Raw genomic sequence first — 15,509 nt, forward strand, 5'->3', positions numbered from 1 at the left:
GCTGATTGTGTAAAAAAAGCGCCTCTTTGAGGCGTTTTTTTTGTCTGGATTTTTGTCAGACAATCACTCATGAGTGTCCTTAACTGATAGTGCGATGACCTAAACTGCACTTATTTATACGATAAAAATCAATAAAACTAGGCTCAATAAAACGAATAATAGATTCAGGCAGCTGTGCTTGAAAGGAGCCTACAATGAACGTAAAAGTAAAAATTTCAGAGCGTGCTGGTGCAAGCTTTCCTGTTCGTCGTATGAATTTTGATTTTGATCATGTCCCGGAATACTGGATGCATGGATCAGCCGGTTTAACGCATTTTATGACCGCCTTATCTGCACTGTTTCCGGCAGGTGAAAAGTTCTTTATCGATAGCGTTCGGGCCGTGCGTCAGCATCCAGCGATCAAAGATAATGCAGAATTGCAAAAAGAAATTTCTGCCTTTATTGGTCAAGAAGCTATGCACACACATGAACATGTCGGTTTTAATGCCTCCGCACAGCGCTATGGACATGATGTCGAGACACTGGATCATTATACCGATCAGGTGATTCAGACCACGCGTAAAGTCATGGCCAAACTGCTGAAGCCAGTTGGCATTAGCCAAGAAATGGTGGATTTGACTGCAACCACAGCACTGGAACATTTTACCGCGACCATCGCAACGCAGTTGTTAAGTAACGCTCATATCCAGGAACTGATGACTGATAAAACCATGAAAAATATGTGGATATGGCATGCGATTGAAGAAAATGAACATAAAGCGGTGGCCTATGATGTGTTTGAAGCTGTCTTTGGTAACGGTTTAAAAGCCTATGCGCTACGGACCTCATCTTTGGTCATTTCGATGGCAACCTTAGCTGTTGTACAAAGCTATTTTCTGGTACGTTTACTCAAGCAGGACAATCAATTGAATTTGGAATCGCTGAAATCGATATATACCTACGCGTATAGCCCATCAAAAGGGGTAATTACGGGCATGGGTCGTGAAATGTTAATGTACTTTAAACCTGGCTTTCATCCAAATGCTCATGATACACATGGCCTGTTAACAGTCTGGAAAGCCAAACTCGGACTTGAATAGGACTGAAAATTAAAGAGCGATTGAAATTGCTCTTTTTTTTACTCGATTTTTTGGATGAAGTTTCTATAATGCGGAAGTTAATTCTATATAAGATGAACGAAGATGATTCGTTTAATGCAAGCAGCGGATGTAGCAGCCGTTGCAAAGATTGAAAAATCTGTTCAATCACATCCCTGGACTTTAAAACAGTTTGAAGATGCGGTGACTGCTTATCAAAGTACCGTGATCGAGCAGCAAGGGCAGGTGCTGGGATTTTGTATTTTACAACCGGTGCTGGATGAAGCCAATTTACTGCTTATGGCAATTGATCCGGCCCAGCAAGGTCAGGGCTTGGGTTATCAATTATTGGATGCCTCAGTCGCCATGCTGAAAAATAATCCGGTGCAGATTTTCCTGGAAGTGCGCGAAACTAATATTGCTGCCATCAAGCTTTATGAGAAGTCAGGCTTTCATCAGATTGATTTACGCAAAAATTATTATCCGGGTTCAAACGGAACACGCGAACATGCCATCATTATGGTCAAGGCATGTACGGATGACTTTGCTAGCCTGTTCAAATAGAAACTGACGACCTTATTTAATAATCTGGTGATTCCATCCGCTGGGTAAGGTCGTCATCAATGAGTTTCCCAGGTGCTGAATCTCCAGCTCACTCAGCGCACGGTTTAAACGTCGCCATTGGCCATCAATCAAGAGTTCTAGAGGCAGATACTGAGATTTATAATTCATCTTGTTGGAGTGTGGCACCCAATAACCGAGGTAGATGAATTGCAAGCCAAGTTTTTGCGCATGTTCAATCTGCTTCAAGATTGCAAATGCACCGAGAGAGCGGCGATTTTCATCCGGATCGAAGAAGGTATATACAGCCGAGATGCCATCATCTAGCAAGTCGCAGGTGGAAACACTGATCAAGCGATCATCCAGCCATAATTCTAAAAAGAAGCTATCCGTACAACTTTGCAATAAAAACTTTTCGAACTGATCGCGACTCGGGGGGAACATGTCCCCATCTGCGTGGCGTTCATTGATATAGCGTTCATACAGCGCATAATGCGTATCACCGGCCTGCTCTGGACTGGTAATTTTCACCCGAAGATCCTGATTGCGTTTCCAGGCTTTTTTTTGTGAACTGTTCATGGAAAATTCAGCCACTGGCACGCGTGAAGATAAGCATTGACGACACAGATGACATTCCGGACGATAAACAAAATCGCCACTGCGCCGGAAACCGGTGCGCGACAGTTCTGACAGGGTCAGTACATCAATGCGATGCGCAGGATCCAGAAAAACCATACGTGCCGACTTATTGGGCAAGTAGCTGCAATCGTGCGGCGGCGTAATATAATACTGTAAATCGTTCAGTAGGGACTTTGGCTGATAAGAGTTCATAACAAGTACCCTCTGTTATTTTCATTCACTGAGTCGCGCGTTTTGCGCTATTGTTTTACTTGAAAATACACCCTCTTGATACTTTTTCCAATCGATAGCAGGCTGTTTTACAACATCTTGTAACGAATTAAGATAGTCTTGGCGAGAAAGTGTACAGGCGCCGAGGCTTAAAAGATGGTCATTGACCAACTGGCAGTCAATCCAGGGCAGCTTATTTTCCTGCCCAATCAGCATTAAAGTATAAAAAGCCATTTTAGAAACATCGGTCTGCGTACTAAACATGGACTCACCAAAACAACCCTGTCCAATCGTTACACCATAAAGCCCACCTACAATGCGATTTTCATCCCAGATCTCAATACTATAGCCATATCCGGCATCGAACATGTCGCAGTATCCTGCGATAATATCTTCACTGATCCAGGTATCTTCTGCATAAGCACGCGGCAATGAGCAGGAACGAATCACCCTTTCAAAAGCATGATTGACCGTGATTTGATAATCCCATTTTTTCATATTGCGGATCAGGGATTTACTTGGATGATAATCATGGGGCCGAATAATGCAGCGCGGTTCCGGACTCCACCAGCAAATAGGTTCTCCCTCAGAAAACCAGGGAAATAAGCCATGGGTATAGGCTTCAAAAAGTGTGGAAGGGGAGAGGTCAGCACCAATACAAATCAGTCCTTCGCCTTCAGGGTCAACCTGCATCGGGTCAGGGAAGATAAATTGTGAGGGAGAAAGTAGATGCATGGCAAACCTGAAATAAAACTATAGATGAATCATAAGCTAATTCTAGCAATAAAAAAGCCGCCCATAATGGACGGCATTTTTATTCTTGCTGCTTAGTCTAGTTTGCCCATCGCATCAAGATATTTTTCTGCATCGAGTGCAGCCATACAGCCTGAACCCGCAGAAGTAATGGCCTGACGGTAAATGCTGTCAGCAATATCGCCCGCAGCAAATACGCCCGGTACCGAAGTTTGGGTTGCATTACCCGCAGTACCACTTTGCACCTGAATATAACCGTCGCGCAGCTGCAACTGACCGTCAAACATTGAACTGTTTGGCTTATGGCCAATGGCAACAAACATACCCGTTACATCGACGTTTTGAGTAGAGTCATCCTGGGTCGACTTGATACGTACTGAGGTCACACCAGATTGTGCATCCCCTAAAACTTCATCGACCTGATGGTTCCAGATAATGCTGATCTTGCCTTCTTTTTCTTTAGCAAATAAATGATCTTGCAAGATTTTTTCAGAACGTAATGAATCACGGCGATGAACCAGAGTCACATGCGAAGCGATATTGGATAAGTATAAGGCTTCTTCAACAGCGGTGTTACCACCACCCACAACCATGACTTTCTGGTTTTTGTAGAAGAAACCATCACAAGTGGCGCAAGCGCTGACGCCTTGACCCATAAAGGCAGCTTCAGATTCCAGACCGAGGTATTGGGCTGTTGCACCGGTACAGATGATTAAAGCATCACAGGTAAATTCGTCCATATCGCCTTTCAATACGAAAGGGCGCTGGTTTAGATCTACTTCATTGATATGGTCATACACGATTTCAGTGCCAAAGCGCTCTGCATGCGCCTGCATACGCTCCATCAATGCTGGACCGGTTAAGCCTTCAGGATCACCTGGCCAGTTATCCACGTCCGTGGTCGTGGTCAATTGGCCGCCCAGTTGCAAACCGGCAATGAGGGTTGGTTTTAGGTTTGCACGCGCTGCATAGACTGCTGCGCTGTAGCCTGCGGGGCCAGAACCTAAAATAATCAGTCGTGAGTGACGTGCGCTCATCAGCTGTATCCTTTTTTATTTAGAAATTTATTGAATTATACGTGAAACTGTATAACAGTGGGGTGAGATTAAAGTCGATATTATTGATCATTGAAATCGATTTGGGCTATATATAATAAGTACACAGTGTGCTTGCACAATAGTGCATCTTTTTTCACAGAACAGGTGCATAATATGCCTTTTATTGCGTCGCTTTTTTCAAGCATTGAAGCAAAAGAATATTCATGAAGAATTGGTTACAGGACAGTATATGACAGCGGTGTCGAGTGCCTATGCACAGCGCTTAGTAATGACATTATTTTTAGTCTCATTTGGGATTTATCTGTTTCTTGCAACAGTGACCTATACGCCATTTGATCCGGGATGGATGCATATCTCTAGTGATACGCAGACCGTTTCGAATGCCAGTGGGGTTGCGGGTGCCTGGATTGCAGACCTTTTGTTTGGCTTTCTCGGTTGGGCAAGCCTGCTGATTCCTGTCTATCTGTTTATGGAGGCGGTTCAGGTCTGGTGGCCACGTAGCTTCCTGAACCGGCCATTCCGCTATGCTGCGCAATTCTTCCTGTTATTGACCACGTCAGCACTGCTGTTTTTATTCTGGCAAGTGCCTGCCGATACGCTGGATAACTCTTCCGGCGGTATTATTGGCTATGAATTAGGCCAGAGTTTAGAACAGTTGCTGACGGTATATGGTGCTGCATTCTTCCTGTTGGTATTTTGGGTGATGTTATTTACACTGGCCTTTGGGGTGAAGTGGAACAAGACCTGGAGCAGTCTCAAAGCAACACCGGCTTATTTACAGGATCTGTTCTATCGCAATATCCCTGAAGGTATGTCCGATTTTGACCGGACTGCGCCTGTGATTAAAAAAGAGCCAGTGAATGCTGCGAAGAAAATGGTCGCAGTAACCTCTGCACCTGAGCATGAACTGGTAGACATCGATCCGGTAGTGCGTGATCAGGTTGCTGAACGCTTATTTGATGATTTTGCTGATAAAGAATCGCAGCAGCCACAGTTACATGACGATATTCCTGAGGCTGTACAGCAGGCTCCTGAGCCAGTCGAGACATTGAAGCAAGCACCGCAAGTGCCGCAACAGCCAGACCGCGTCGTGGCAACAGGCGAAGTATGGCGTGCCTTACATTCCAGTGAAGATCAGCGCCATAAACAGGATATTGATGCATTACTTAAAGCTGCCGAAGAAGAGCAGCATAGTGCTCCAGCCTCACACTTGGCGGTTTCTCAAGCTGCGCCGTCTCAACATGTTCAAGCCAGAACAGCGCCTGCTACGCATACTGGGCTGGACTGGGATGATGATGAAATCTTTGATGAACTTCTGGCTGCCGTTCCACAAGGAAAAACGGCGACAGATGTGCATAGTCCATTTAATGCTGCGCCTGCTGCAAAACCCCAGAGCTTTGCCGAAGAAGTTACAAGCGCGGCGCCGGTTCTGGCATCTGTCGCAACAGCACATGTAGTCAAAAATAGTGCATTGCAAGCCGATCTGGATGACCTGGGTGATTTGCTGATTGAAGAGGATGAGCCAAAACAAACTATACGTGCCTCTAGCTATGCGCAATCTTCTGCTTTTGTACAGGCCCCGATTCAGCATCAAGTTATAGCACAACCGGTATCTGATTCTTCTGCAACTCATGCCGCAGTACGCGAGGCTTTATCTAAAGAAGAATTTGTAGAAGCCTGGCAAGAAACGGCTGGCAAACCACAAGATGAAGACGAGTTTGATTTTGATGCACCTTTAACTGATGCTTCAGGCCGTCCGATGTCACGTGCGATGCAGGTGGCTGAGCGCCGTAAAGATCTATCGCCTCTTCCGGGTCTCGACCTGCTGGATGAAGTCGATCCGAATAAAAAAGTGAATTTCACTGAAGAGCAATTGTCGCGTTTATCTGAACTGCTTGAAATCAAACTGCAGGAATTCAATGTCAAAGCCAAGGTGGTTGAAGCACAGCCGGGCCCAGTGGTGACACGTTTTGAATTGGATCTGGCGCCGGGTGTGAAGGCCTCTAAAGTCACTAATATTTCCCGAGATTTGGCACGCTCGATGTCGATGGCATCGGTACGTGTGGTTGAAGTGATTCCCGGTAAACCGTATATCGGGATTGAAGTGCCGAACAGCAGCCGTGAAATGGTACGTTTGATCGAGCTTCTGACCATTCCAGCCTTCACTGATCCGAACAGTATTCTTTCCATGGCAATGGGTAAGGATATTTCCGGTAATCCGGTAATTGCTGACTTGGGCAAGGCACCGCATATGCTGGTAGCGGGTACCACGGGTTCAGGTAAATCGGTGGCAGTCAACTCGATGATTCTATCGATGTTGCTCAAATACAGCCCTGAACAGTTGCGTTTGATTCTGATCGATCCAAAGCAGCTGGAACTGGCCAACTATAATGATATTCCACATTTATTGACGCCTGTCGTCACCGATATGAAAGATGCAGTCAACGCATTAAATTGGTGTGTCAATGAAATGGAACGTCGCTATAAACTGATGTCTTTCCTGAAAATTCGTAAACTTAGTGACTATAACCGCAAGGTCGAAGAAGCGATTGCCAATGGTGAAGACCTGATCGATCCAACCTGGAAGGCCAGTGATTCAGTGGTGGGTGAGCGTGCACCGCGTTTAACGCCGTTGCCTTCGATTGTGATTGTCGCGGATGAATTTGCTGACATGATCATGCAGGTCGGTAAAAAAGCTGAAGAAATGATTACGCGTCTGGCACAAAAATCCCGTGCGGCCGGTATTCACTTGCTGCTTGCCACTCAGCGTCCATCGGTGGATGTGATCACCGGTTTAATCAAAGCCAATATTCCGACCCGTGTAGCACTGCGTGTCAACTCAAAAATTGATTCACGTACTATTCTGGATGCAGGCGGTGCAGAAGACTTGCTCGGTCATGGTGATATGCTCTTCCTGGGGCCTGGTAAAATTGAGCCTGAGCGTGTGCATGGTGCCTTTATTGCCGATGATGAAGTGAACCGGATTTGTGATGCATGGCGTGAACGTGGTGCGCCCAATTATGTCGATGAAATCCTGACGCCGTATGATGAGGAACCATCAAATCGCGGTTTTGAAGAGGGTGGAGAGGGTGGCCCAGATCGAGATGCACTGTATGATCAGTGCGTAGCATTTGTACTCGAAACCCGTAAGGCTTCAACGTCTTCGCTACAGCGTAAATTTAGTCTGGGGTATAACCGTGCTGCGCGGATCATTGACCAGATGGAAGAGAATGGTATTGTCAGTGGCATGGGAGCCAATGGTAAACGCGAGATTCTAGTTTAAGTTTCTTTATACTGAACCATAAAAAAGCCTGCAATTGCAGGCTTTTTTAATACGGTAGCTAAAATCAGGCAAACTTTGCCAATACCGCCAAGAACTCGGCACTTTGACGCGGGAAGGTGGCAATCACGTCATGAATGCGTTGCCCTTCAGGATTGGTTGCATTGACATCACGGCCATCAGCGACAAATTTCGTCAACAGGCGTTCATAATCAAATGGACGCATATGCTTGAAAGCATGATAAAGCACATGAAAGTCAGCATTTACACCTGCAGGAGGAAGCTGATTCAGGTAGGCAAATACACGCTCATCTGACCATTCTTCGTTAAAGGTCGCTGGTTGAGATAATGCCATCGCAATTTCCTTAATCTAATGTAGTTTTTTCGGCATGAAAAAAGGCAAAATTTGTATGAGCAAGAGACAGTGTCTTTTGAGCTGACTCTGTCGACTAGAAACATTGTTTCTAGTCTTGGGATTGAGTAAATCCTTAAAAGCCGTGCTTTAATTTACTGATCCAGTCCACTCAAAGCCTAGCTTCTCGACTTGCGGCCGGGTAAAGCAGTATTTACGACCAGCCCACTCGAAGCATAGCTTCTCGTCTTGCGGCCGGGTAAAGCAGTATTTACGACCAGCCCACTCGAAGCTTAGCTTCTCGTCTTGCGGCTGGGTAAAGCAGTATTTACGACCAGCCCACTCGAAGCCTAGCTTCTCGTCTTGCGGCCGGGTAAAGCCGTGCTTTACTAATCCGGCCTCATATTTTGCCTTGAATCAATTTGCTTGACCAATCAAAAATCAGATTATCGTTCTTCAGGTAAATTGATATTCATCTCAAGCATTTCAATATTGGCTTCAGAACGTACCGACATTTGAATATGCTGCTCATCGACACCACGTACATAGCGATTGACCACTTGCATGATTTCTGTCTTCATCTGATCAATTTTGTCCTGGCTCAAGCGACGACCCAAGCCTTGTTCGGAAGCAACGATAACCTTCAAACGGTCTTTAGCAGTCCGTGCGCTTGATGGTTTATCCTCGCCACTAAAAAGTTTACTCCAGAATCCTGCCATGTCTACGCTCCAAATAGTCGTGCTAACCAGCCCTTAGGTTTTACCTCGATATGACGGTAAGGACGTTCTTCGCCAAGGAAACGTGCCACGAGGTCATCATAAGCCTGACCTGCTGCAGCCTCAGTAAAAAGAATCACCGGCTTACCTTCGTTCGATGCCTGTAAAACACTTGGACACTCAGGAATAACGCCCAAGGTCGGTACACGTAAAATATCTTTAGAAATATCGTCAATCGTCAGCATTTCCTGTTTATCGGCACGTTCCGGGTTGAAACGGGTAATACACAGATGCTTACGAATGCGACCTTCGTTTTGTTCTACTTTTTTAGTTTTACTGTCAAGCATGCCAATGATACGGTCAGAGTCACGTACTGATGAAATCTCAGGATTGGTGACAATGATGGCTTCATCAGCATGGTACATGGCCAAAATAGCACCACGTTCAATACCGGCAGGTGAATCACAGATAATGTAATCAAATTCCTGCGAAAGTTCATCCATTACACGAGCAACACCTTCATCTGTTAAGGCATCTTTATCACGTGTTTGTGATGCAGGTAAAATATATAAATTTTCAATATCTTTATCGCGAATCAGTGCTTGCTGTAATCGTGCTTCGTTATTTAAAACATTCACAAAATCATAAACTACACGGCGTTCACAGCCCATAATCAAATCAAGGTTACGTAAACCTACATCGAAATCGATCACAACAGTTTTGTGACCGCGTAGGGCTAAACCTGTTGCAAAAGATGCACTTGTTGTAGTTTTACCTACACCACCTTTGCCTGACGTTACGACAACAATTTTCGCCACCGAATCCACTCCTGTTATGGTTCAAATCCCCTGTTTAAAATGGGGTTTTTGGTATTTATTTATACATTAAAATTGTAGAGCTTCAAATACAAGCTCTTGTTGATCATTCAAGTAAATATGCACTGATTTCTTAACGACATGCGGGGGAATATCATCCGCTACGCAATAGGTTCCCGCAATCGAGATCAGTTCTGCTTCAAGGCTGTGACAGAAAATACGAGCTGCCGTATTCCCCCCGACACCTGCAATGACACGACCACGTGCGCTGCCATACACATGGATATTGCCTGAAGCAATCAGTTCTGAACCACTGTTGATGCCGGCATTGATAATAATGTCGCCATTATGCTGCACAATACATTGGCCCGTCCGCAGAATTTCATCATGATATGAGGTCACATGCGCAACGATCGGGGCAGCAGCTGCCTGATCATCACTTGTCGCTGCTTCTGGCTTAACTTCTACCACCTGTTCTTTCGTGGCTTTCACTTCTTCTAACTGGCGATCGGGTGGCAGAACCGGGAACTGAATGGAACGCGCCTGATCACCCAGTAAACCCTCAGTCACGGCCATTGGCTGTACATCTAAGTCGATTAACAGCTGAATCAGGGCAATCAGTTCCTGTTCAACTGAACTTTCAATGACGGCCAAAGTGCCAGATGGGAATGCAGCTTGTAATTTTGGGCTAAGTTGCTGGCGGATGGCATCATGATCATTGGTATCTAAGCTAATGCGTATTGCATTGACCATTCTGCCTTTTATCCGTATATCAGCCATAATTCTTCCTTAAATACTTCTGACTTGCTGGTTTTATGTCGAAGCAATGTTGTAAATAGTGCAAATCCTAGAACAAATTGGCGTAATTCTCTAGCGATCTCAGTTATTTTTTTATGCCAACAGAACCGGATGATTTTATCTGGTTCTGCACTTTAAATGTTATCTATCTATTGAGCGCTGATTTTGCTCATGTTCTTCTAAAATCTGTTGCCACTGTTTGACTTTCACCTGTTTTTGGATCGCTTCAAGTGTTTCAAAAACAGCCGATTCGACCAACTTATCAATATGTGGATTATGTTCAATCTGAATCTGGCTGATTTTATCTGAAATTAGGGTAAAAGTCGGATTTTCTTTTTGGCCGGTATGAGTAAAGGGATCAATCAGACCTTGGGTGATATTTTCCCCTAGACGTTGGCCAATACTTTGAATTTGTTGTTCAATCCGGCTACCGACAAGTGGAATTAATCGCAATAACTGGGTCAGTTCCGGGGTGTCTTCAATGGCTTGATTGACTACTTGCCCGACATTTTTAGCAATCATGGAACGTTGTGCCTGCAACTCTTTACCCAAAGATTCCTGCAAGATGTCTGCCAAGGCAACTGCCAGTAATTTACGATGATGTTCTACTAAATCATCAATCAATTTTTTATGTGATGTACTGGTGCTGAGTTCACGCTTAATACCGTCCAGTACAGTCAGCACCACACGGCTGGAAAGCTCCTCCATGAGCATGTTGTAATAAAAATTGCCTTGACGATACCAGCGCTCGGGAATGACTTTATAACCGTGACTATGCAAGTTATAGCCAATCGCGACCGCACGTAACAGACGCAGAAAGCGCAGTTGTGGAATAATGGAGAGAATTTCATACCAATGTACGAATGGAAAAAACCACCAGCGCCGATGATGGCGCTGAACAATGGCAATGCCCCAACGTGCCAGTAATTCACAGATCAAGAAGGTGGTAAACCAGCCCTCAGTAATGACGACCCAAGGGCGTAAATCACTTTTATAAAACTGCAAGATTTCCGGTAAACGAATGAAGTCAAACAACCATTGACCAAAATCGCTCATTAAAATGGCGTTGGCACTGAGACAAAATAGATTAATGATGATTAAGACCATCATAAAAATGTCGTAAATCAGCGCAACTTTCCAGCCCCAGGTGCCTTTACGAATAAACTTAAATGAGCTAGAGGTGATGTCGGGGTTGTCGTTCTTCATAGTTACTCAGGCAAAAAATCAGACAGCGCTTTGGTCAAAGTTCTGCTGCATTTGCGCTATTAGTTGATCTTTTTCAGTCCAGATTTGATCAATCCATTTCTGGAAACGTGCACGGTATTCAGCATCATCTTCATAATTGCCGCCGAGTACCCAGTCAGGAATCTCAATTTTTCTTAAATTTACCGCAATTCGTGGCACTTCACCTAACCAAAATTCACCATAACCCGGAATACCGTCCGGATAAACGATGGTCATATCGACCAGCGCATCAATTTTATCGCCGAGAATACTCAGCGCTAAAGCCAGACCACCGGCCTTAGGTTTAAGTAAGTATTTGTAAGGAGACTGCTGCTGATCATGTTTGTCTTGGGTAAAACGCGTGCCTTCCAGATAATTTAACAGGGTAAAGGGCTGACTGATTAGCTGCTCACAGGATTTACGTGCTTCTTCCATATCGCGGTATTTTAGCGCAGGATTTTTAGCAATCTGTTCCTTGCTATGCCGTTTCATCATCGGAAAACCTAAGATTTTAAAGGCTTGACCGACAAAAGGAATAAAAATAAGTTCCCATTTTGTAAAAAAACGCGTCAGCGGCATACGGGTCAAGCCGAAGTACTGATTGACGGTGGTGTCGACCCAGCTTTGATGATTACAGGTCATCAAATAACGACCCTGCATATTTAAATCAAGTGATTCATCTACTGTTATTTGCCATTCGGTATTGTTGAGCACATTGTCAATCAGCCAGTTATTGACGCCTAACCAGCTGTTGGTAATCTTGATATTGGTTTCATCAACTTTTGCAGATTTTTTAAAAAACTTGGTAAAACCCAGCGCCAGAACCGGAGGGCCATGAAAAAAAGTACTGCCTGTCATCACTGAGGTGACAGCCAAGCCACGTGTAAGTTTTTTTAAAGTTGCTTGTTTATTGCTATTCGATGACATATCAAAACAGTCCCCAGAGATTAATCGCTTAAATTTTTTCATATTTTGAATAATATAATGAGAGTGAGGCAAATAAAAAAGCCTAAAGGCCTAACTATGAAGATATTGTGATGAAGTCCATTGTTTTAGTTACATATAAACATTACAAAATATTGCGAAACGATTTATTATTAACAAAAATTCAATGGTTATCCCGTTCAATTTAAATCATTATTTCGCTTATACAACAAAGCATACAATAAGGAGTCATGCGATGCGTGCACTAGTAATTTCAGCAGCTGTAGCAGGGGCCGTAGCACTTACAGGTTGTCAATCAACTGGTAATAACCTCGGTGGTGTGGAATATGATAAAGCTGCTTTAGGTACTTTAATTGGTGCTGCAGCAGGTTACGGTGTTTCTAAGAGTAATGCGAATACCAGCCGTCAAAACAACCGTGCAGCAGCGATTGGTGCTGTTGTTGGTGGTGCAGCAGGTGTTTATCTTGATAACAAAGAGAAAAAATTACGTCAAGCAACAGCCGGAACTGGCGTAGATGTTAACCGTAATGCAGATGGTTCGATTAACCTTGTAATGCCAGGTAGCATTACATTTGATACCAACAAATCGAACATCAAACCAAACTTCTATGGCACTTTGAATAAAGTGGCTCAAGTATTAACCGAAGATAACCAGAGCGGTATTTTGGTCACTGGCTATACAGACAGTACCGGTAATGACTCAATCAACATCCCGTTGTCTCAAGCACGTGCTAACTCTGTAGCAACTTATTTATCAGGTCAAGGTGTTTCACGTACACGTATTAATGCTCAAGGTTTAGGTTCAGCCAACCCGATCGCAGACAATACAACTGCGGCGGGTAAAGAACAAAACCGTCGTGTAGAAATCGCGGTATATGCTGTTCAATAATCTTTAAACGCATATAAAAAAACCACCTTCGGGTGGTTTTTTTATATCTGGACATTGACCTGATTAATCGTATTTTAAATTAGGCAACTGAGGCAGAGATGACTATAATCGGAGCCGAATCTAGAAGAGGAAGCCATATGTCACTCGCCAGTCAGTTAAATGACAAGCAACTTGAAGCCATGAAATACACTCAAGGACCCTTGTTAGTACTTGCAGGAGCGGGTTCAGGCAAGACTTCAGTGATCACGCGAAAAATCGCATATCTTGTCAAGCATTGCGGGATTCCTGCGCATCGTATTACTGCAATGACCTTTACCAACAAAGCGGCACGTGAGATGAAAGAGCGTGTCAGCAAATTGTTAACCCGTGAAGAAAGTAAAGGCGTTTCAGTTTCGACTTTCCATACCTTTGGCCTGAATATGCTGCGTCTGGAGCTGAAACATACTCCACTTAAAAATAATTTTTCGATTCTGGATGCTGACGACTGCAAACGTATTCTGATGGATTTGATGCATCGTGATAATTTATCCGGTGCAGAAAGCAAAGAACTGATTGCCAAAGCGATGAAAATGATCTCGGACTGGAAAAATGATCTGATTCCACCCGAGCAGGCGCATACCACTTGTGAAACTGCCGAAGATGTCCAGTTTGCGCATTTATATCAGCTTTATGAACGTAATCTGCGTGCCTATAATGCCGTAGATTTTGATGACCTGATCGTGATGCCGACACGTCTGCTACAGGAAAATGCCGAAGTACGGGATAAATGGCAAAACCGGGTGCGTTATTTGCTGGTCGATGAATATCAGGACACCAACACTGCACAGTATATTCTGGTGAAATTGCTGGTTGGCGTGATGGGGCAGTTCACTGCTGTAGGCGACGATGACCAGTCCATCTATGCCTGGCGTGGCGCCAAACCGGAAAATATGGCCTTGCTGCAACAAGATTTCCCGAATTTAAAAGTGATTAAACTGGAACAGAACTATCGTTCGACCAGTCGTATTCTTAAAGCAGCCAACACCGTGATTGGCAATAACCCGCATATTTTTGATAAAAAACTCTGGTCAGACAAAGGCCATGGTGAAGTGATCCGGGTGATTACTTGCCGTAATGATGATGATGAAGCAGAACGCGTGGTCAAAGACCTGATCACGCATAAATTGATGAATGGGAAAAGCTGGAAAGATTATGCGGTATTATATCGCGGCAATTTTCAGGCGCGTATTTTAGAAACCCATCTCCGTCAGATGCAGATTCCGTATAAATTGTCTGGCGGTCAATCTTTTTTCGCGCGTGCCGAAATCAAGGACATGATGAGTTATTTACGCCTGATCATTAACCCTGAAGATGACAGCGCTTTCCTACGGATTATCAATACGCCAAAACGTGCCATTGGGCCGGTGACACTGGAAAAACTGGGTCTCTTTGCTCAGGAAAATAACCTATCACTACTGGCTGCGGCAGCGGATCAGCGTTTGACCATGGCGATTCCGAAAAAGGCCACCACACAGTTGGCAGAGTTTGCCGACTTCATTGAGGGCTTTACCCGCAATTTACTTGATGATGATGAACCGGTACCGATCATCCGTCAGATGATGATTGAAGCCGGTTATATCGATTACATCAAGGAAACTGCAGCCACGCCGGCACAGGAAAAAACCAAGCTCGACAATATTGAAGTGCTTTACAGCAGCATCCAAAGCCTGATTAACCGCGCTGAAGATGTCGATGAAAAAAATATTGAAAGCGTGATTCGTAAAATGGTGCTGCTGGATATGCTGGAGCAGCAACAGGAAGAAGAAGATACTGACAAAGTCAACTTGTTAACCTTACATGCTTCTAAGGGGCTTGAGTTCCCTTATGTCTATCTGATCGGGCTGGAAGAAGAAATTCTGCCGCATAAGAACTCGATTGCTGCGGAGACGGTTGAAGAGGAACGTCGCCTGATGTATGTCGGGATTACCCGTGCACGTCAGGGTCTGACCATTACCTTGGCCGAACAGCGCAAGGCTGGCGGACAGATGAAGCAAATGACTCCAAGCCGTTTTCTGGATGAATTACCGGAAGATGAACTGGAATGGTTAGGTCGCAAGAAAAAGCTGGCGGGTAATATCGATCCGAAATTACAGGCGCAGCATTATCTGGATAATTTGCGCAATCTTATCAAACGATAAACTTCAACGCTTATAC

14 protein-coding genes are annotated in these 15,509 nt (G+C 44.5%); 5 read left to right on the forward strand and 9 right to left on the reverse strand.

Going from position 1 to position 15,509, the window contains the following annotated elements:
- The first annotated feature begins 194 nt into the window (after positions 1–194).
- Complete coding sequence (locus tag LOZ91_RS11690; RefSeq protein ID WP_244783244.1) at positions 195–1,079, forward strand: metal-dependent hydrolase; 885 nt, start codon at positions 195–197, stop codon at positions 1,077–1,079.
- Positions 1,080–1,181: 102 nt separating this feature from the next.
- Positions 1,182–1,640 carry a ribosomal protein S18-alanine N-acetyltransferase gene (gene rimI / locus LOZ91_RS11695; RefSeq protein ID WP_005096020.1) on the forward strand — a complete coding sequence of 153 codons (459 nt, stop codon included), beginning with the start codon at positions 1,182–1,184 and terminating at the stop codon, positions 1,638–1,640.
- A gap of 12 nt (positions 1,641–1,652) precedes the next feature.
- Here the strand turns inward: rimI and LOZ91_RS11700 are convergent, their stop codons facing one another.
- The 3 genes from LOZ91_RS11700 to trxB all read right to left on the reverse strand — a co-directional run bounded on the left by LOZ91_RS11700 (position 1,653) and on the right by trxB (position 4,276).
- On the reverse strand, positions 1,653–2,468 hold the full coding sequence (locus LOZ91_RS11700) for an arginyltransferase (protein WP_005096022.1): 816 nt from the start codon (positions 2,466–2,468) through the stop codon (positions 1,653–1,655).
- 21 nt (positions 2,469–2,489) lie between these two features.
- Positions 2,490–3,221 (reverse strand): leucyl/phenylalanyl-tRNA--protein transferase, encoded by a 732-nt coding sequence (gene aat, locus LOZ91_RS11705; protein WP_180000118.1) that lies wholly within the window; start codon positions 3,219–3,221, stop codon positions 2,490–2,492.
- 92 nt (positions 3,222–3,313) lie between these two features.
- The gene (trxB, locus tag LOZ91_RS11710; RefSeq protein WP_005172342.1) at positions 3,314–4,276 is read right to left on the reverse strand and encodes a thioredoxin-disulfide reductase; all 963 of its coding nucleotides are present in this window, start codon (positions 4,274–4,276) and stop codon (positions 3,314–3,316) included.
- Positions 4,277–4,526: 250 nt separating this feature from the next.
- On the opposite strand from trxB, the gene LOZ91_RS11715 reads away from it, so the two are divergent.
- The gene (locus LOZ91_RS11715; RefSeq protein WP_244783245.1) at positions 4,527–7,580 is read left to right on the forward strand and encodes a DNA translocase FtsK; all 3,054 of its coding nucleotides are present in this window, start codon (positions 4,527–4,529) and stop codon (positions 7,578–7,580) included.
- Positions 7,581–7,644: 64 nt separating this feature from the next.
- Here the strand turns inward: LOZ91_RS11715 and LOZ91_RS11720 are convergent, their stop codons facing one another.
- The 6 genes from LOZ91_RS11720 to LOZ91_RS11745 form a co-directional block, all read right to left on the reverse strand.
- Positions 7,645–7,932, reverse strand: a complete 288-nt coding sequence (locus tag LOZ91_RS11720; protein WP_005096030.1) for a PA4642 family protein — start codon at positions 7,930–7,932, stop codon at positions 7,645–7,647.
- A 443-nt stretch (positions 7,933–8,375) separates the two neighbouring features.
- Positions 8,376–8,648: a cell division topological specificity factor MinE gene (gene minE / locus LOZ91_RS11725; RefSeq protein ID WP_005096032.1), complete on the reverse strand. Its 273-nt coding sequence runs from the start codon at positions 8,646–8,648 to the stop codon at positions 8,376–8,378.
- A gap of 2 nt (positions 8,649–8,650) precedes the next feature.
- On the reverse strand, positions 8,651–9,463 hold the full coding sequence (gene minD, locus LOZ91_RS11730) for a septum site-determining protein MinD (protein ID WP_005096033.1): 813 nt from the start codon (positions 9,461–9,463) through the stop codon (positions 8,651–8,653).
- A gap of 66 nt (positions 9,464–9,529) precedes the next feature.
- On the reverse strand, positions 9,530–10,240 hold the full coding sequence (gene minC / locus LOZ91_RS11735; protein ID WP_005096035.1) for a septum site-determining protein MinC: 711 nt from the start codon (positions 10,238–10,240) through the stop codon (positions 9,530–9,532).
- Positions 10,241–10,399: 159 nt separating this feature from the next.
- A complete protein-coding gene (locus LOZ91_RS11740) occupies positions 10,400–11,464 on the reverse strand; it encodes a hypothetical protein (protein WP_005172337.1) in 1,065 nt (354 codons plus the stop codon).
- 18 nt (positions 11,465–11,482) lie between these two features.
- A complete protein-coding gene (locus LOZ91_RS11745) occupies positions 11,483–12,409 on the reverse strand; it encodes an acyltransferase (RefSeq protein ID WP_005172334.1) in 927 nt (308 codons plus the stop codon).
- Between the two features lie 253 nt (positions 12,410–12,662).
- On the opposite strand from LOZ91_RS11745, the gene LOZ91_RS11750 reads away from it, so the two are divergent.
- Positions 12,663–13,316: an OmpA family protein gene (locus LOZ91_RS11750; RefSeq protein WP_074384135.1), complete on the forward strand. Its 654-nt coding sequence runs from the start codon at positions 12,663–12,665 to the stop codon at positions 13,314–13,316.
- A gap of 137 nt (positions 13,317–13,453) precedes the next feature.
- Positions 13,454–15,493: a UvrD-helicase domain-containing protein gene (locus tag LOZ91_RS11755; protein ID WP_005096042.1), complete on the forward strand. Its 2,040-nt coding sequence runs from the start codon at positions 13,454–13,456 to the stop codon at positions 15,491–15,493.
- The last annotated feature ends 16 nt before the right edge of the window (positions 15,494–15,509 follow it).

This window comes from Acinetobacter sp. F-1, from assembly GCF_022869025.1.
GTDB lineage: Bacteria > Pseudomonadota > Gammaproteobacteria > Pseudomonadales > Moraxellaceae > Acinetobacter > Acinetobacter pseudolwoffii.

What these genes read in the sequence shown, in the direction of transcription:
- LOZ91_RS11740 (WP_005172337.1), bottom strand. Translation starts at nt 11,464, where the DNA reads ATGAAGAACGACAACCCCGACATCACCTCTAGCTCATTTAAGTTTATT.
- LOZ91_RS11715 (WP_244783245.1), top strand. Translation starts at nt 4,527, where the DNA reads ATGACAGCGGTGTCGAGTGCCTATGCACAGCGCTTAGTAATGACATTA.
- LOZ91_RS11700 (WP_005096022.1), bottom strand. Translation starts at nt 2,468, where the DNA reads ATGAACTCTTATCAGCCAAAGTCCCTACTGAACGATTTACAGTATTAT.
- minE (WP_005096032.1), bottom strand. Translation starts at nt 8,648, where the DNA reads ATGGCAGGATTCTGGAGTAAACTTTTTAGTGGCGAGGATAAACCATCA.
- LOZ91_RS11720 (WP_005096030.1), bottom strand. Translation starts at nt 7,932, where the DNA reads ATGGCATTATCTCAACCAGCGACCTTTAACGAAGAATGGTCAGATGAG.
- trxB (WP_005172342.1), bottom strand. Translation starts at nt 4,276, where the DNA reads ATGAGCGCACGTCACTCACGACTGATTATTTTAGGTTCTGGCCCCGCA.
- LOZ91_RS11750 (WP_074384135.1), top strand. Translation starts at nt 12,663, where the DNA reads ATGCGTGCACTAGTAATTTCAGCAGCTGTAGCAGGGGCCGTAGCACTT.
- aat (WP_180000118.1), bottom strand. Translation starts at nt 3,221, where the DNA reads ATGCATCTACTTTCTCCCTCACAATTTATCTTCCCTGACCCGATGCAG.
- LOZ91_RS11755 (WP_005096042.1), top strand. Translation starts at nt 13,454, where the DNA reads ATGTCACTCGCCAGTCAGTTAAATGACAAGCAACTTGAAGCCATGAAA.
- LOZ91_RS11690 (WP_244783244.1), top strand. Translation starts at nt 195, where the DNA reads ATGAACGTAAAAGTAAAAATTTCAGAGCGTGCTGGTGCAAGCTTTCCT.
- minC (WP_005096035.1), bottom strand. Translation starts at nt 10,240, where the DNA reads ATGGCTGATATACGGATAAAAGGCAGAATGGTCAATGCAATACGCATT.
- rimI (WP_005096020.1), top strand. Translation starts at nt 1,182, where the DNA reads ATGATTCGTTTAATGCAAGCAGCGGATGTAGCAGCCGTTGCAAAGATT.
- LOZ91_RS11745 (WP_005172334.1), bottom strand. Translation starts at nt 12,409, where the DNA reads ATGTCATCGAATAGCAATAAACAAGCAACTTTAAAAAAACTTACACGT.